General features: G+C 63.1%; 19 protein-coding genes. 9 read left to right on the top strand and 10 right to left on the bottom strand.

The genetic code is table 11. The features are described from left to right. Positions 1–16: 16 nt before the first annotated feature. The gene (locus BMG00_RS15185; RefSeq protein ID WP_078574924.1) at positions 17–427 is read right to left on the bottom strand and encodes a DUF6314 family protein; all 411 of its coding nucleotides are present in this window, start codon (positions 425–427) and stop codon (positions 17–19) included. Positions 428–500: 73 nt separating this feature from the next. On the opposite strand from BMG00_RS15185, the gene purB reads away from it, so the two are divergent. From purB to BMG00_RS15155, 8 genes are all read left to right on the top strand, one after another. Then, the gene (gene purB / locus BMG00_RS15180; protein ID WP_078530032.1) at positions 501–1,805 is read left to right on the top strand and encodes an adenylosuccinate lyase; all 1,305 of its coding nucleotides are present in this window, start codon (positions 501–503) and stop codon (positions 1,803–1,805) included. An 87-nt stretch (positions 1,806–1,892) separates the two neighbouring features. Beyond that, complete coding sequence (locus BMG00_RS17670) at positions 1,893–2,045, top strand: hypothetical protein (RefSeq protein ID WP_158521747.1); 153 nt, start codon at positions 1,893–1,895, stop codon at positions 2,043–2,045. A gap of 101 nt (positions 2,046–2,146) precedes the next feature. After that, entirely contained in the window at positions 2,147–3,205 is a 1,059-nt protein-coding gene (locus BMG00_RS15175; protein WP_078575265.1) for a flagellar motor switch protein FliG, read from the top strand. A gap of 221 nt (positions 3,206–3,426) precedes the next feature. Beyond that, a complete protein-coding gene (gene gap, locus BMG00_RS15170; RefSeq protein ID WP_078530033.1) occupies positions 3,427–4,428 on the top strand; it encodes a type I glyceraldehyde-3-phosphate dehydrogenase in 1,002 nt (333 codons plus the stop codon). A 30-nt stretch (positions 4,429–4,458) separates the two neighbouring features. Next, complete coding sequence (locus BMG00_RS17720) at positions 4,459–4,602, top strand: hypothetical protein (RefSeq protein WP_093470163.1); 144 nt, start codon at positions 4,459–4,461, stop codon at positions 4,600–4,602. 107 nt (positions 4,603–4,709) lie between these two features. After that, positions 4,710–5,711 carry a type I glyceraldehyde-3-phosphate dehydrogenase gene (gene gap / locus BMG00_RS15165; RefSeq protein ID WP_078574923.1) on the top strand — a complete coding sequence of 334 codons (1,002 nt, stop codon included), beginning with the start codon at positions 4,710–4,712 and terminating at the stop codon, positions 5,709–5,711. 271 nt (positions 5,712–5,982) lie between these two features. After that, entirely contained in the window at positions 5,983–6,729 is a 747-nt protein-coding gene (locus BMG00_RS15160) for a YfdX family protein (RefSeq protein WP_158521746.1), read from the top strand. Between the two features lie 195 nt (positions 6,730–6,924). Next, positions 6,925–7,551 carry a MarC family protein gene (locus tag BMG00_RS15155; RefSeq protein ID WP_078530036.1) on the top strand — a complete coding sequence of 209 codons (627 nt, stop codon included), beginning with the start codon at positions 6,925–6,927 and terminating at the stop codon, positions 7,549–7,551. Between the two features lie 7 nt (positions 7,552–7,558). Here BMG00_RS15155 and coaD read toward each other — a convergent pair whose 3' ends face one another. From coaD to BMG00_RS15140, 3 genes are all read right to left on the bottom strand, one after another. Further along, positions 7,559–8,053, bottom strand: coding sequence for a pantetheine-phosphate adenylyltransferase (coaD, locus tag BMG00_RS15150; protein WP_078530037.1), 495 nt, complete (start codon positions 8,051–8,053; stop codon positions 7,559–7,561). Positions 8,054–8,140: 87 nt separating this feature from the next. Then, positions 8,141–8,575 carry a CBS domain-containing protein gene (locus BMG00_RS15145; protein WP_078530038.1) on the bottom strand — a complete coding sequence of 145 codons (435 nt, stop codon included), beginning with the start codon at positions 8,573–8,575 and terminating at the stop codon, positions 8,141–8,143. Between the two features lie 73 nt (positions 8,576–8,648). Further along, positions 8,649–9,563 carry a LysR family transcriptional regulator gene (locus tag BMG00_RS15140; RefSeq protein ID WP_078574922.1) on the bottom strand — a complete coding sequence of 305 codons (915 nt, stop codon included), beginning with the start codon at positions 9,561–9,563 and terminating at the stop codon, positions 8,649–8,651. 120 nt (positions 9,564–9,683) lie between these two features. Here BMG00_RS15140 and BMG00_RS15135 point away from each other — a divergent pair, with 120 nt between their 5' ends. Then, on the top strand, positions 9,684–11,183 hold the full coding sequence (locus tag BMG00_RS15135; RefSeq protein ID WP_078530040.1) for a CoA-acylating methylmalonate-semialdehyde dehydrogenase: 1,500 nt from the start codon (positions 9,684–9,686) through the stop codon (positions 11,181–11,183). Between the two features lie 120 nt (positions 11,184–11,303). Here BMG00_RS15135 and BMG00_RS15130 read toward each other — a convergent pair whose 3' ends face one another. From BMG00_RS15130 to BMG00_RS15105, 6 genes are all read right to left on the bottom strand, one after another. Beyond that, on the bottom strand, positions 11,304–11,654 hold the full coding sequence (locus BMG00_RS15130) for an H-type lectin domain-containing protein (RefSeq protein ID WP_078574921.1): 351 nt from the start codon (positions 11,652–11,654) through the stop codon (positions 11,304–11,306). 102 nt (positions 11,655–11,756) lie between these two features. After that, the gene (locus BMG00_RS15125; RefSeq protein WP_078530042.1) at positions 11,757–12,158 is read right to left on the bottom strand and encodes a F0F1 ATP synthase subunit epsilon; all 402 of its coding nucleotides are present in this window, start codon (positions 12,156–12,158) and stop codon (positions 11,757–11,759) included. A gap of 9 nt (positions 12,159–12,167) precedes the next feature. Further along, positions 12,168–13,586 (bottom strand): F0F1 ATP synthase subunit beta, encoded by a 1,419-nt coding sequence (gene atpD, locus BMG00_RS15120; RefSeq protein ID WP_078530043.1) that lies wholly within the window; start codon positions 13,584–13,586, stop codon positions 12,168–12,170. Positions 13,587–13,607: 21 nt separating this feature from the next. Next, entirely contained in the window at positions 13,608–14,489 is an 882-nt protein-coding gene (locus BMG00_RS15115; RefSeq protein WP_078530044.1) for a F0F1 ATP synthase subunit gamma, read from the bottom strand. A gap of 21 nt (positions 14,490–14,510) precedes the next feature. Beyond that, entirely contained in the window at positions 14,511–16,040 is a 1,530-nt protein-coding gene (gene atpA / locus BMG00_RS15110) for a F0F1 ATP synthase subunit alpha (RefSeq protein WP_038079007.1), read from the bottom strand. A 2-nt stretch (positions 16,041–16,042) separates the two neighbouring features. Next, complete coding sequence (locus BMG00_RS15105; RefSeq protein WP_078530192.1) at positions 16,043–16,603, bottom strand: F0F1 ATP synthase subunit delta; 561 nt, start codon at positions 16,601–16,603, stop codon at positions 16,043–16,045. Positions 16,604–17,003: the final 400 nt, after the last annotated feature.

Here is a 17,003-nt window from a genome sequence, read left to right as displayed (position 1 = left end):
AGGGATCAGCGCAACCCTAGTCGCCGCCCGGCGCATAGTCCGAGATCATCTCGTAATCCTTGCGCGGCCCCTGCACCCGCCAGACCGCGCGCCAGTTCGGCCAATCGCCGAACTCGTAGCGCACGCGGTAATCATCAGGCTCGCACCAATGCGCGGCCTCGGGCGAGAGCGGGTCGAAACTGTGGAACGGGCGGCCATCCTCGAAGGCGACCGCAATCCTGCCGCCCTCGGCGCGCCAGAAATAGCTGCGCTCGGCGCGAAAGCTCTGCCCGGTCGGCAGGATCAGATCGCCCGCCTCGCGGTAATGCAGACCCACCCCTTCGGGCTCGAACGACGCCACGCCCTCGAACCGCGCGCGATTGCCGTCTGAATGGGCGATCTGGCGCGTCAGCACCCAGTCTCCCTCGAAATCCGACAGTTGCGGCATCAGGCCTCCCTTGCCCCAAAGGCAGGTGCAGTCTAGAAGCCGCCTCAACCACCTGCAATCGAAGAGGCCGCCGATGATCCCGCGTTATGCCCGCAAAGAGATGGTCGACATCTGGGAACCCGCCACCAAGTTCAAGATCTGGTACGAGATCGAGGCCCATGCCTGCGACGCGCAAGCCGAGCTCGGCGTGATCCCGAAGGAAAACGCGGAGGCCGTCTGGAAGGCCAAGGATGTCGAGTTTGACGTGGACCGCATCGACGAGATCGAAGCCGTCACCAAGCATGACGTGATCGCCTTCCTGACGCACCTCGCCGAGCATGTCGGCTCGGAAGAGGCCCGGTTCGTGCATCAGGGCATGACCTCGTCGGATGTGCTCGACACCTGCCTCAACGTGCAACTCGTGCGCGCCGCCGACATCCTGCTCGCCGATCTCGACAAGGTTCTGGCCGCGCTGAAGAAGCGCGCTTACGAGCATAAGGACACGATCCGCGTCGGCCGTTCGCATGGCATCCATGCCGAGCCCACCACGATGGGCCTGACCTTCGCGCGCTTCTACGCCGAGATGGACCGCAACAAGGCCCGCCTGCAGGCCGCCAAGGAAGAAGTCGCCACCGGCGCGATCTCGGGCGCGGTCGGCACCTTCGCCAATATCGACCCGCGCGTGGAAGAGCATGTCTGCAAGATGATGGGCCTGCGCCCCGAGCCGATCTCGACGCAGGTCATCCCCCGCGACCGTCACGCGATGTTCTTCGCGACGCTCGGCGTCATCGCGTCGTCGATCGAGAATGTCGCGATCGAGATCCGCCACATGCAGCGCACCGAAGTACTCGAAGGCGCGGAGTTCTTCTCGATGGGCCAGAAGGGCTCGTCGGCGATGCCGCACAAGAAAAACCCGGTCCTGACCGAGAACCTCACTGGCCTCGCACGTCTCGTACGCATGACCGTCGTGCCCGCGATGGAGAACGTGGCGCTCTGGCATGAGCGCGATATCTCGCACAGCTCGGTCGAGCGTGGCATCGGCCCGGACGCGACGGTGACGCTCGATTTCGCGCTCAACCGTCTCGCGGGCGTCGTCGACAAGATGATCATCTACCCCGAGAACATGCTGGCGAACATGAACAAGTTCCCCGGCCTCGTGATGTCGCAGCGCGTGCTACTGGCACTGACCCAAGCCGGTGTGTCGCGCGAAGACGCCTATGCGATGGTCCAGCGCAACGCGCTCAAGGTCTGGGAAGACCGCGTCGATTTCCGCGAGCAACTGCTGGCAGACAAGGACGTCGTGGCCGCGCTCGGCGTGGACGGGATCAACGAAAAATTCGACATGGGCTACCATACCAAGCATGTCGACACGATTTTCGCCCGCGTTTTCGGCGAATGACAAAGCCGCGCTGCGCCTATGTCACCTGACTATAGGCGCAGCGCGCGATTCGGATTACGCTAAGTCATCTGCAAAGGGAGATTGCCGATGACCCGTACGATTATCGCAGCCACCGTGCTGATCCTTGCCCCGCTCGCCGCCAGCGCCGAATGCCCGCGCGAGCATCAGGCCTCGATGTCCTGCCCGACCGGTCAGATCTGGGACAAGGACGCCAAGTCCTGCGTGCTGCAATCAAGCTGATCACGCAGACGGTAAGACCGTCTTAACCGCCCCCGTGCGAGGCTGCCTCGAACCGCTGGTTTCAGGCAGTAACGGAGGGGACGGTGAACGCGATTGCGCCGATGGCGCTCGGCAAGCTGACCGGGCCGGACATCCACGATGACAGCGCCCCCTCACCGGGGGCGGGCAGCTTGTCGCGGCGTCAGAAGGCCGCGATCATCGTGCGGCTTCTCTCCTCCGAAGGATTGAAACTGCCGCTCAGTGAACTCAGCGAAGATCACCAGACCGCATTGGCCGAACAGGTGGCAGAACTGCGCCTGGTCGACCGCGACACGCTCGTCTCGGTGGTAGAGGAATTTTGCGACGCGCTGGAGGCAGTGGGCCTGGCGTTTCCCGGCGGGCTCGACGGGGCGCTGTCCCTGCTCGACGGCCAGCTTTCGCCCGCCGCGTCGACCCGGCTGCGCCGCCTTGCCTCGGGCAGTTCGCGCGCCGATCCGTGGGAGCGGATCACCGGCCTCTCGGCAGAGTTGCTTCTGCCTGTGCTCGAAGAGGAAAGCACCGAGGTGGGCGCGGTGATGCTCTCGAAGCTCTCGGTGGCGAAGGCGGCAGAGCTTCTTGGAAAGCTGCCCGGCGACAAGGCGCGCCGTGTGGCTTACGCCGTCTCGCTGACCGGCAATGTCGCCCCCGAGACGGTGCTGCGGATCGGGCAGGCGCTCGCATCTCAACTCGATGCACGGCCCGCAAAGGCCTTTGACACCGGTCCGGTCGAACGCGTCGGCGCCATCCTGAACTATTCGGCCTCGGCGACGCGCGAGGCGGTATTGAAAGGGCTGGAAGAGGAAGATTTCGCCTTTGCCGAAGAGGTGAAGAAAGCGATCTTCACCTTCGCCAATATTCCCGCCCGCATCGACCCGCGGGATATCCCCAAGATCCTGCGCACTGTCGATCAGGCGCGCCTTGTCGTTGCGCTGGCCGGGGCGAAAGGCCCGCTGGAGGCTTCGGCCGAGTTCATGCTCACGAACATGTCGCAACGCATGGCGCAGAACCTGCGCGACGAGATGGCCAATCTCGGAAAGGTCAAGGACAAGGATGCCGAGGAGGCGATGGGCGAGATCGTCGGCGCGATCCGAGAGATGGAAACCGCCGGAGAAATCTTCCTGGTCGCCGAGGATGGAGACTAGGTCCCATTCCGGCGCCACGATTCGCGACGGCGATTGCAAGACGACATCGCCCCTGTCTCAATGCGCTTGGCCGGCACTCGAGGGGCCCAAAGCGCCGCCAATCGCCAATCGTTATCGCAAACACATGATGTTTTCGCTAACAAGCTGATCTGAAATCTTTTCCCGATTTGCATACAATGGTATCCCCTCGCCAAATTCCGGTCCTTGCGGGGGAGTTCACCATGACCGTCACTATCGGCATCAACGGTTTCGGCCGTATCGGGCGCTGCACTCTGGCCCATATCGCAGAAGCCGCGCGCAATGACGTGCAGGTCGTCAAGATCAACGCCACCGGCCCGATCGAGACCAATGCCCACCTGCTGAAATACGACAGCGTCCATGGCCGCTTCGGCGGTCCGGTGAAGGTCGAGGGCAAGACGCTCGATCTGGGCCGCGGTCCGATCGACGTTATGTCGACCTACAATCCCGACGAACTGGACTGGGACGGCGTCGATGTCGTGCTCGAATGCACCGGCAAGTTCAACGCCCGTGACAAGGCCGCCGTCCACCTCGGCCGCGGCGCCAAGCGCGTGCTCGTCTCGGCCCCTGCGACCAATGCCGACAAGACGATCGTCTACGGCGTGAACCACCGCGAGTTGACCGAGGCGCATCACGTCGTCTCGAACGGGTCGTGCACCACCAACTGCCTCGCGCCGCTGGCCAAGGTGCTCAACGATGCGATCGGTATCGAATCGGGCGTGATGACGACGATCCACTCCTATACCGGCGATCAGCCGACGCTGGACCGCCGCCACAAGGATCTCTACCGCGCGCGCGCCGCTGCGATGGCGATGATCCCGACCTCGACGGGCGCGGCCAAGGCCATCGGCGAAGTGCTGCCCGAACTGAAAGGCAAGCTCGACGGGACCGCCTTGCGCGTACCGACGCCGAATGTCTCTGCCGTCGATCTGACCTTCGAGGCCAAGAAAACCGTGACCCGCGACGAGGTGAACGAGATCGTGCGCGAGGCCGCAGCCGGCTACATGGGCATGGTTCTGGGCTACGATCCCGAGCCGAAGGTCTCGATCGACTTCAATCACACCCCGCAATCCTCTATCTTCGCCCCGGACCAGACCAAGGTCGTGGGCAAGCTGGTCCGCGTGCTGGCTTGGTATGACAACGAATGGGGCTTCTCCTGCCGCATGGCTGACGTGGCTGGTGCGATGGGGCGGCTTCTGCACTGACGCGCCGGCAGGGGCGCGCGAGAGGGACAGATGACCAATCGCATCGCGCTCTGGCTGGCAGGCATCACCGTCATGCTCATTTTTTCGGATGCGCTCTTCAATGAAGGGCGCATCCTTCTTTTTCTGGCAAAAGAGCTCCTGGACCTCGTTCAATATATCGCCTTCTGGCGCTAAGCGTTTATCGTGGTGGTTGACCTGCGGGCGCAAACGCGCTTGTTAGCGTTAACGGGAATTCTGCCCGACACGACTCCCCGTCGGGCAGCCAGCCAGAGGAGACGGAAATGACGGTCAAGGTTGCCATCAACGGATTTGGACGGATCGGGCGTAACGTGCTGCGCGCCATCGTGGAATCGGGACGCACCGATATCGAGGTGGTCGCGATCAACGATCTCGGCCCGGTCGAGACCAACGCGCATCTGCTGCAATTCGACTCCGTCCATGGCCGTTTCCCGCAAGAGGTGAAGACCGGCGAGGACTGGATCGACGCAGGCCGCGGCAAGATCAAGGTCACCGCGATCCGCGATCCGAAGGAACTGCCCTGGGGCGAGGTCGATATCGCGATGGAATGCACGGGCATCTTCACCGCGCGCGAAAAGGCCGCCTTCCACCTCGAGAACGGCTCGAAGCGCGTGCTGGTCTCCGCCCCCGCAGCCGGCGCCGACAAGACGATTGTCTATGGCGTGAACGAGGGCGTGCTGACCAAGGACGATCTCGTGGTCTCCAACGCATCGTGCACCACGAACTGCCTCTCGCCGGTGGCGAAGGTCCTCAATGACGCGATCGGGATCTCCAAGGGTTTCATGACCACGATCCACTCCTATACCGGTGACCAGCCGACGCTCGACACGATGCACAAGGATCTCTACCGCGCCCGCGCGGCGGCGATGAGCATGATCCCGACCTCGACGGGTGCCGCGAAGGCGGTCGGGCTGGTACTGCCCGAGCTGGCGGGCAAGCTCGACGGCGTCGCGATCCGCGTTCCCACACCGAATGTCTCGGTCGTCGATCTGGTCTTCGAGGCCGCGCGCGACACCACCGTCGAAGAGGTCAACGCCGCGATCAAGGCCGCAGCCGACGGGCCGATGAAAGGCATTCTCGGTTACACCGAGCGCCCGAATGTATCGGTCGATTTCAATCATGACCCGCACAGCTCCACCTTCGCGATGGATCAGACCAAGGTGATGGAGGGCCGGATGGTCCGCATTCTGACCTGGTACGACAACGAATGGGGCTTCTCGAACCGCATGGCCGATACGGCCGTGGCGATGGGCAAGCTGATCTGAGGCAGAACCGGGGCGCTGCCCCCGCCCGCCGGATCGGCGGGCTCCCCCGAGATATTTGGATCAAGAAGAAGGGCGGCCCGATGCGGGTCGCCCTTTTCGTCTCACGGCTCACACATGCCTCACGGAGCGGCGGCCACCGCTCGCGATCGCGACCGGATCATTGAGGACAGGTGATGGAGCCCCGAGCACGATCGCGCGTTTTGGGTCCATGGGCGGCAAGTTTTGCGCAGCCCAAGAGAACCGTATCGAGACTTTCGAAAGGAATAGACTCATGAAACGCAATTCGAAGCTTCTTGCGCTGATGCTCTCGGGAACGCTTGTCGCGGGACCGCTCGCCTATGGCGTCCTGCCCGCCCTTGCCGATCAGACGAGCCCCGCCGCCACGAACCAGAAAAGCGCGGATGCGGTCGCGAAGACCACGTCGAGTTCGAATGACACGGAGCTGCTGACCACGGTCGACGATGCCTATACCGCGATGCGCGAGGTGCGCGCGGCGCGGCTGGCGCTGTTCGACGGCAATACCGACATGGCGACGCAGATGACGAATGACGCGATCGCCAAGATGCAATCGGCCGAAACCTCGGAGGCGAAATGGGGGGTCCCGTCGAAATCGGGCCAGCAGGGCGTAACCTATGTGCCCTTCGACAGCTCGATCATGCTGGGCGAGGGTTTCACTGTCACGCCGGACAATTCCAAGGCGGTGAGCGCGGCCAATGATCAGATGGCCAAGGGCGATGCGAAAGGAGCGGCCGAGACGCTGAAGGCGAGCAACATCGACGTGTCGGTCGCGGCGGCGATGGTGCCGGCCAAACTCTCGCTCACCCATCTCCAGGTTGCGGCGAAGCTGATCAAATCGGGCAAATACTACGAAGCCAACCTGGCGCTGAAAGGCGTCGAGGACGGCGTGGTGATCGACCAGTGGGGGCTGGCCCAACTGCCGCGGCAGGCGGGCCAGGCGACGAAATCCTCGGCGACCACCGCCGCACCGCAAACCGCTGCGACCAAGTCGAACGGCTGACAGGGAGCAAGCCCGCCGGTTTTCGGCAGGGCAGGAGGGGATGGTCTCGGGATCATTCCCTCCTGCCCGTATTCCCTCCTGCCCGTATGGACAGCCCGCGAAGAGGGGCATCCGGGCAAGTGGCTGCATGGCACTGGCATTGGCGCCGTGCTAACATCTCTTGTTCTCACACATTTTCTTCGGGAAGGAAGATCAGTGCTCAGCCCTTCACAGGTTTTGCAGGAGTTCATCACCCTCTGGGTCGTGATCGACCCGATCGGCACCTTGCCGGTCTTTCTTGCGGTGACCCGCAACATGAGCGAGGCTGAACGGCATGCCGTGGCGCGCCGCGCCGTGCTCGTTTCCTTCATCGTGCTGGGACTTTTCATAGTTCTGGGACAAATCGTACTCGAAGCGCTTGGCCTGCCTTTGCCCGCCTTCCAGATCGCCGGTGGGATCGTACTGTTTCTCTTCTCGCTGACGATGATCTTTGGTTCGGGCAAACCCCAGAGCGAGATCGACGAGGCAGATCGGGTCCGCGAAACCTCCGTCTTTCCAGTGGCGATCCCGTCGATCGCCTCGCCCGGTGCGATGCTCGCCGTGGTTATCCTGACGGATAACGACCGGTTCTCGGTCATTCATCAGTCGATCACCGCGGCCTTGATGGGCGCAGTCTTGCTGGTGACGCTGGTGATCTTGCTTCTGGCCAACCCGCTGCACCGCCTGATCGGCACCACCGGCGCCATGGTGATCAGCCGGGTGATGGGCATGATCCTGGCCGCTGTCGCGGTGGACGCGGTCCTCAAGGCTTTGGTAACGATCGGGGCGCTGCCCCAGTTCTGAGCCTCGCTCAGGCTGAAAATTTGCCTACCAGCTTGGTGCGGACATCGGGGGTCACGAATTTCGACACATCCCCGCCAAGCCGCGCGATTTCCTTGACCAGTTTCGAGGCGATCGCCTGACGACGCGCATCGGCCATCAGGAAGACCGTCTCGACCGAGGCGTCGAGGGCGCGGTTCATGCCGACCATCTGAAACTCATATTCGAAATCGGCTACCGCGCGCAGACCACGCACGATCACGCTCGCGCCGACATCCTTGGCGCAGTCGATCAGCAGGTTCTCGAACGGGTGCACGACGATCTCGCCGCCGCGACGTTCGGTGATCTTGGCGCATTCCGCCTGCACCATCGCGACACGTTCCTCCAGCGCGAAGAGCGGCCCCTTGTCGCGATTGATCGCCACGCCGATCACCAGACGATCGACCAGCGCCATCGCGCGTTCGATGATGTCGAGATGGCCCAGCGTGACCGGATCAAAGGTTCCGGGGTAAAGACCGATCCGCATGGCATCCTCCAAAATCGCCCGCAAAGCTCTGGGCACGCAACTATATTGCGCACCCAAATGCAAGCCCGAAGGTGCCGCAGTGCGGCATCAGTTGCCCATGATCATGCCCTGAAGCGACTCTTTTTCCATGTGAAGTTCACCGAGGCGCGCCTTGACCACGTCCCCGATCGAGATCACGCCAACCATCTTGCCCTTGTCCTTCACCGGCATGTGGCGGAAGCGCCCCTCGGTCATCTGCTCCATCACCGCCTCGGTGCTGTCCATCGGCGCACAGCACGAGACTTCCCGCGTCATCACCTCGGAGGCGCGCAGCGTCAGGCAGGCGGCACCGCGCCGGGCGATCTCGCGCACCACGTCGCGTTCCGAGACGATCCCCTCCACGGTCTCGCCATCGGTCGAGACGATCACCGCGCCGATCCGCTTCGACGAGAGCGCCGCGATCACATCGCTGAGCTTCATATCGGGCGAGACGGTGTACACGCCGCCCTGCCCTTTCTCCTTGAGAATCTGCATAACCTGCATCGCGACCTCCCTGAAAACATCCTCTTGTTTCAAGCGTCTCACCGGTTGGCGCGATCTGTCAACTCTGTCGCGTTCACAGGCCCGCCAGAGTTGTTTCAAACGCGGCGCGTTCAAGCCGGGCCACCTCGTCGCGCAAACCCTGCCCCAAAGCCTCCGCGAAACGCGTCAGCCGTTCCGAGCGGCGGTCGTCGGCATGGCGGATCAGCCAGAAGGCCCGATCTAGCCGGATCTCGTCGCCGAGCACGCGCACGACCCCCGGCGCGAAGGGGATCGCGAAGTCATGCACGATGCCTAAGCCCGCCCCCGCCTCGATCATCCGCATCTGCACCGAGGCCGAGTTCGAGGCGAGCCCCACCATCTCCGCCCCGGTCTCGGCGAAATAGTCGAGCTCCTTGTCGAAGATCATGTCGGGGATATACCCGATCATCCGATGCACCGAGAGATCGGACTTGTCCCGCACCGGGGGGGCGTTGGCGAGATAATCGCGATGGGCGGCGAGGCTGAGATGATAATCAGTCAGCTTCTGCACCGTCAGGCGCCCCGCCGTCGGGCGCGACACCGCGATCGCCATGTCGGCCTCGCGTTTCGAGAGGTTGAACACGCGCGGAAGGGCGATGATCTGGATCTCGAGGCCGGGATTCTCCGCGGCGATCTTCGCACAGACCTGTGGCAGGAGGTAATTCGCGCAGCCATCGGGGGCCCCGATGCGCAGCTGGCCCGTCAGTTGCCCCGCGATCCCTGACAGCTCCTCCTCGGCGCCGGCGAAAGCCTGTTCGGCGGCTTCGGCATGGGGCAAGAGCCGATCGCCCGCCTCCGAGAGCGCATAGCCCTGCGGCGATTTCACGAAAAGCTTGGAGCCGAAGGCTTCCTCGAGCCGCGAGACCCGTCGCCCGACCGTCGCGGCGTCGAGCTTCAGACTGCGGCCCGCGCCGGACAGGCTCTCCGCCCGCGCTACGGCAAGGAAAATACGCAGATCATCCCAGTCCATTCGGCCTCACCTTTGCGAAATTGCAAAACGCTTTTGAGTTACTTCCTCTTTTATCGGCATTTTCGCAAGGCTAGAGTTCGCGCAACCCAATCGAATGAGTCTTTGCAGGAGGAGGTTCTCATGGAAGAGATCGGTCACTGGATCAACGGCAAGCGCGTTGCAGGCACTTCGGGCCGCTTCGGCGATGTCTACAACCCCGCCACGGGCGAAATCATCGCCAAGGTCGCGCTGGCCACCCCGGCCGAGCTTGACGCCGCGATCGCGGATGCCGCGAAAGCGCAGCTCGAATGGCAGAAGGTCAACCCGCAGCGCCGCGCCCGCGTGATGATGAAGTTCGGTCAACTGATCGAGCGCGACATGGACAAGCTCGCCGAGGCGCTGTCGAAGGAACATGGCAAGACCATTCCGGACGCCAAAGGCGACGTGCAACGCGGCCTCGAAGTGATCGAAGTCTGCATGGGCGCGCCGATGCTGCTCAAGGGCGAATACACCGGCGACGCGGGCCCCGGCATCGACCTCTACTCGATGCGCCAGCCGCTTGGTGTCGTCGCGGGCATCACGCCCTTCAACTTCCCCGCCATGATCCCGCTGTGGAAAATGGGCCCGGCGCTGTCGGCCGGGAACGCGATGATCCTCAAGCCCTCCGAGCGCGTGCCGACCACCGCGATCATGCTCGCGGAACTGGCGCAGGAAGCCGGTCTTCCCGATGGCGTCCTGCAGGTCGTCAACGGCGACAAGGAAGCCGTGGACACGATCCTCGACCACGAGACGATCCAGGGCGTGGGCTTCGTCGGCTCGACCCCGATCGCGCAATACATCTATGGCCGCGCGGCGAATAACGGCAAGCGCGCGCAGTGCTTCGGCGGCGCGAAGAACCACATGCTGATCATGCCCGATGCGGATATGGACATGGCCGCCGACGCGCTGATCGGCGCGGGCTACGGCGCCGCTGGCGAGCGCTGCATGGCGATCTCGGTCGCGGTCCCCGTGGGTGAAGGCACTGCCGAAGCCCTGATCGAGCGCCTCGTGCCGAAGATCGAGAAACTCAAGGTCGGCCCCTACACCGGCGGCGACGACGTGGATTACGGCCCCGTCATCACCAAGCAGGCGCAAGAGCGCATCAAGGGCCTGATCAACTCGGGCGTCGAACAGGGCGCGGATCTCGTGGTCGACGGTCGCGACTTCTCGCTGCAGGGCTATGAGGAGGGCTTCTTCGTCGGCCCGTCGCTCTTCGACAAGGTGACCCCGGAGATGGACATCTACAAAGAAGAGATCTTCGGTCCGGTGCTGTCGATGGTGCGCACGAAGAACTACGAAGAGGCGCTCGATCTGGTGATCGACAACCCCTATGGCAACGGCACCGCGATCTACACCGCCGATGGCGACACCGCGCGCGACTTCGCCTCGAAGGTCAATGTCGGCATGGTCGGCATCAACTTCCCGATCCCGGTTCCGCTGAGCTACTACACCTTCGGCGGCTGGAAGAAGTCGGCCTTCGGCGACCTCAACCAATACGGCCCCGACGCCTTCCGCTTCTACACCAAGACCAAGACCGTCACGGCGCGCTGGTTCTCGGGTATCAAGGACGGCGCCGCGCTGAACTTCAAGGCGCTTGACTAAGAGGGTGACGGGCGGTTTCGACCGCCCTCCCCGGCGACAAATGAGAACGCCCCGCACATGCGCGGGGCGTTTTTCTTTGCCCACCGTCAAAAGGCGGCGACGCGTGCCGGGGCACGGTCCCTACGGGATATCCCAATCGTCCTCATGTCCGACGCCGCCCATGGCAATCCAGTCGGCGCGCACCCGGGCGACGCGGGTGTCGCCCCAGGTGCGAAAGACGATGACGAACCCCTCGGACGTCACCCCATCGCTCGAGATATCCATCCGAGAGTTGTGCTCACCATCCACGTCCCACATCGAAAGCGAGACATGCACCATGGGCTTTCCACGGAAAGGTTCGGGGAATCGCACCGCCTTGCGCAACTCGCGCGGGCCGTCGCCGGTCCACATCGTGCCGCCATCCTGAAAATCGGAGAACAGCACCAGCGAGCCCTGCTGCAATCCCAATCGATGGCTCTCAACTGTGATCATCGAGCTTTCTTCCCGGCCGTTGCACGCCTCAGTTTACGCATGGGCCGCGCAATAAAAAAGCCCCGGAAACCCGGGGCTTTTTCCATTCCTTGAAACGACGGCTCAGCCCAGCATATGCGCGCCAAGAGCTTCCATATCGGCCAGAAGCTTCGCGGTCATATCGGCCACCGAAGGATGCGCTTCGTCATGGACGCGGCGGGCTTCCTCGATCAGGCGATCGTGGACTTCCTTGGTGAACTCTTCCGCGGGCATCGAACGTTCGGCCAGAACCGTGATCCCCTCGGGGGTGATCTCGGCGAAGCCACCCGTTACCGCGTAGCTCTGGGTTTCCGAACGCGTCACCAGCGTCAGCTTGCCGGGCCGCAGCGTCGTCAGCATAGGCGCGTGGCCGGGCATGACCGTGAGGTCACCATCCGAACCGGGCACCATGACCTCGACCGCTTCCTCGACGGAGGCAAGCTTGCGCTCGGGGGCGACCAGGTCAAATTGCATCGTGTCGGCCATAACGCCTCCTTACGCCGCAGCGGCGAGTTTCTCGGCTTTCGCTTTCACTTCCTCGATGCCGCCGACCATGTAGAAGGCTGCTTCGGGCAGGTGATCGTATTCGCCAGCGACAACCGCCTTGAACGAGGAGATCGTGTCCTCGAGCGGAACCTGAACGCCGTCCGAACCGGTGAACACTTTCGCAACGTCGAAGGGCTGCGAGAGGAAACGCTGGATCTTACGGGCGCGGGCCACGGTCAGCTTGTCCTCTTCCGACAGTTCGTCCATCCCGAGGATGGCGATGATGTCCTGGAGGGCCTTGTAGCGCTGCAGGATCTCCTGCACGTCACGGGCGACCTTGTAGTGCTCTTCGCCGACGATCGCCGGGTCGAGGATGCGCGACGAGGAGTCGAGCGGGTCCACGGCCGGGTAGATGCCGAGTTCCGAGATCGCACGCGACAGAACGGTCGTGGCGTCGAGGTGGGCGAAGGTGGTGGCCGGAGCCGGGTCGGTAAGGTCGTCGGCCGGAACGTAGACGGCCTGGATCGAGGTGATCGAGCCGGCTTTCGTCGAGGTGATGCGTTCCTGCATCGCGCCCATGTCGGTGGCCAGCGTCGGCTGGTAGCCCACGGCCGAAGGGATACGACCCAGAAGCGCCGACACTTCCGAACCCGCCTGCGTGAAGCGGAAGATGTTGTCGACGAAGAACAGAACGTCGGTGCCCGATTGGTCGCGGAACTGCTCGGCCAGCGTCAGGCCGGTCAGAGCGACACGCGCGCGTGCACCCGGAGGTTCGTTCATCTGACCGTAGACCAGAGCCACCTGCGAGCTCGACAGATCGTCGGGCTTGATGACGTTGGATTCGATCATCTCGTGATAGAGGTCGTTGCCTTCACGGGTCCGCTCGCCAACACCGGCGAACACGGAGTAGCCCGAGTGCACCTTCGCGATGTTGTTGATCAGTTCCATGATGAGAACGGTCTTGCCCACGCCGGCGCCGCCGAACAGGCCGATCTTACCACCCTTCGAGTAGGGCGCGAGAAGGTCGATGACCTTGATGCCCGTCACGAGGATTTCCGAGGCGGTTGCCTGGCTTTCGAAGTCGGGCGCGGGCTGGTGGATCGCGCGGGTCTCGGTGGCTTCCACCGGGCCCTTCTCGTCCACGGGCTCGCCGATCACGTTCAGGATGCGGCCGAGCGTCGCGTTGCCGACCGGCACCGAGATCGGGGCGCCCATGTCGGTCACTTCAGCGCCGCGCACGAGACCTTCGGTCGCGTCCATTGCGATGGTACGCACCGAGTTCTCGCCGAGGTGCTGAGCAACCTCGAGAACGAGGCGCTTGCCGTTGTTGGTGGTTTCCAGCGCGTTCAGGATCGCCGGCAGTTCGCCGTCGAACTGCACGTCGACGACGGCGCCGATGACCTGGGTCACTTTACCTTTGCTTGCCATGTCTCAATTTCTCCGGTTCCGTCAGAGCGCCTCGGCGCCCGAAATGATTTCGATGAGTTCCTTGGTGATCGCGGCCTGGCGCGAGCGGTTGTATTCGATCGTCAGCTTGTCGATCATCTCGCCCGCGTTGCGCGTCGCGCTGTCCATGGCGGACATACGCGCACCTTGTTCCGAGGCACCGTTTTCCAGCAGAGCCGTGAAGATCTGCGTCGCGATCCCGCGCGGCAGCAGGTCGGTGAGGATCTGCGTCTCGCTGGGTTCGTAATCGTAATTGACCGTCGGCACGTGCTCTTCGCCCTCTTCCGGTTCATAGGAAGCGGGGATGATCTGCTTGGCGGTCGGCGTTTGCGAGATCACGCTCTCGAAGATCGAGAAGAAGATCGTCGCGACATCGAACTCGCCCTTGTCGAAGCGGCCGATGAGATCGCGCGCGATCCCCTGGGCGTCGTCATAGCTCAGCTTCTTGACTTCGCTCAGGTCCACGTGACCCACGAAATACTGGCCGTATTCCCGGCGCAGCGCATCGCGGCCCTTCTTGCCGACGGTGAGGATTTTCACCTCTTTCCCTTCGGCAAGAAGCTTTTCTGCATGCTGGCGAGCCAGCTTGGCGATGTTGGCGTTGAAGCCACCGCACAGACCACGCTCGGCCGTCATCACCACGAGAAGGTGAGTCTTGTCCGAGCCGGTGCCCTTGAGCAGGCGCGGCGCAGTGTCCGAGCCCTTCACCGAGCCCGCCAGCCCCGCCATCACGGAATGCATCCGTTCGGCATAGGGGCGCGCGGCCTCGGCGCTTTCCTGGGCGCGGCGCAGCTTCGCCGCGGCGACCATTTGCATCGCCTTGGTGATCTTCCGCGTGTTTTTGACGCTTCCGATCCGGTTTTTGAGGTCCTTAAGGCTGGGCATGTCCCTGTCCTTTCAGGCCAATCACGCGAAGGTCTTGGCGAAGTCGGCGATAGCGGCTTTGAGCTTGTCGGCGGCTTCACCCTTGATCTTGGGATCTTCCTTGGTCAGCCACTCGAGGATGTCCTTCCGCGAGTTGCGCAGGTAATCCAGCAGGCCCTGCTCGAACTTACCGACTTGCGAAACCGGGATACCGTCGAGGAAGCCGTTGGTGCCGGCGAAGATGACGGCGACGATTTCCGCGTTGGTGAGCGGCGAATATTGCGGCTGCTTCATTAGCTCGGTCAGACGCGCACCGCGGTTCAGCAGCTTCTGGGTCGCGGCGTCGAGATCCGAGCCGAACTGGGCGAAGGCCGCCATTTCGCGATACTGGGCGAGTTCCAGCTTAACCGGGCCAGCCACGGTCTTCATCGAGTTCGTCTGAGCCGACGAGCCAACGCGCGACACCGACAGACCGGTGTTCACGGCCGGGCGGATACCCTGGTAGAAGAGTTCCGTCTCGAGGAAGATCTGACCGTCGGTGATCGAGATCACGTTCGTCGGGATGTAGGCCGACACGTCACCCGCCTGGGTTTCGATGACCGGAAGCGCTGTGAGCGAGCCCGAACCGAAGTCCTCGTTGAGCTTCGCCGAACGCTCCAGCAGGCGCGAATGGAGGTAGAACACGTCGCCCGGGTAAGCTTCACGTCCCGGCGGACGACGCAGCAGCAGCGACATCTGGCGATAGGCCACAGCCTGCTTCGAGAGGTCATCATAGATGATCAGCGCGTGCATGCCGTTGTCGCGGAAGTATTCCGCCATCGCGGTCGCGGTGTAGGGCGCGAGGTACTGCATCGGCGCGGGGTCCGAAGCGGTCGCGGCGATCACGGTGGTGTATTCGATCGCGCCGGTTTCCTCGAGCTTCTTCACGAGCTGGGCAACGGTCGAACGCTTCTGGCCGACGGCGACGTAGAAGCAGTGCAGCTTGTTCGACGGATCGGCATCGTTATACGACTTCTGGTTCAGAATGGTGTCGAGCGCGATTGCGGTCTTGCCGGTCTGACGGTCGCCGATGATCAGTTCGCGCTGGCCACGTCCGATCGGGATCATTGCGTCGACCGACTTGAGGCCGGTCGCCATCGGCTCGTGCACCGATTTACGCGGGATGATGCCCGGGGCTTTCACGTCGGCGACGCGACGCTCTTTCGCTTCGATGGCGCCTTTGCCGTCGAGCGCGTTGCCGAGACCGTCGACCACGCGGCCGAGCAGCGCTTCACCGACCGGCACGTCCACGATCGAGTTCGTGCGCTTGACGGTGTCGCCTTCTTTGATGTCCTGGTCCGAACCGAAGATAACAACACCGACGTTGTCGGTTTCGAGGTTCAGCGCCATCCCGCGGATACCACCGGGGAATTCGACCATTTCACCGGCCTGGACGTTGTCGAGACCGTAGACGCGCGCGATACCGTCGCCAACCGACAGCACGCGGCCGACTTCGGCGACTTGGGCGTCCTGCCCGAAATTCTTGATCTGCTCCTTGAGGATCGCAGAAATCTCAGCTGCTTGGATGCCCATGTTTATCCGACCTCTTTCATGGCGTTCTTGAGGGAAGCGAGCTTCGAGCGGATCGAGGTATCGACCATGCGCGAGCCCAGCTTGACGATCATGCCGCCGATGAGGCTTTCATCGACAGCGGTGTTCAGTTTGACGGTCTTGCCCGTCTGCTTGTTCAGCACCTCGGCCAGTTTCTTGGCCTGAGCTGCGGAAAGTTCACTGGCGGAGGTGACCTCGGCGGTCACTTCGCCCTTCTCGTCGGCGATCAGAGCGGCGAGCGAGTTGAGGAGTTGCGGCAGCGCGAAGAGACGGCGCTTGGCGCCCATCAGCTGCAGCCCGTTTGACATCGGAGCCGACAAACCCATCTTGCCAGCCAGCGCGCCGACGGCGGCGGCCTGCTGGTCGCGGCTGTAGATCGGCGAGGAAATCATCTCGCGCATCTCGGCCGAACCGGCCAGCGCGTCCGAAAGCGCCGTCACATCGGCTTCGAGCGCCGCGAGGGAATTTTCTTCGCGTGAAAGTTCAAAAATTGCCAGCGCGTAGCGGCCGGCGATGCTTGCGGAAATCGAAGCTGGTTCGGACACGTCCACCCTTCCGATGCTTGTTGCCCTCACTCGACCGTTTCGGTGCCGAGAGGGCGCTCCCCCGGCGCGGGAGATCCAGCCTCTCCGCACCGCTTATCGGGGAGGCTACTAGCAGAGCAATCCCCCCCTCGCAACCGTCTTGAGCACGAGAATGTGAGCAGAAGCCCGCATTTTGCACTTCGTCGCGAGAAGGTGACACACGCGGGCCGAAAATGAGGGCGCTAACACGAATTTTCCGGCCCACGCGGCGATTTCGCGGATCCCGGTGATTCACCACGACAGGCTTGGAAAAACCGGCGGCAGGTTCGAAACTTTCTCCCTCGACGGCAATTCGCGACAGGTGATTTCGTCGCGAAGGACGCGGGGCGGAGTAAAATTTCGCGTGACGTCCAGCGCGCGC

The organism is Thioclava marina, from assembly GCF_002020135.1.
Classification (GTDB): Bacteria; Pseudomonadota; Alphaproteobacteria; order Rhodobacterales; family Rhodobacteraceae; genus Thioclava; species Thioclava marina.
Note: the sequence above shows the minus strand (reverse complement) of the source record. Positions and strands in the feature narration are given on the sequence as shown.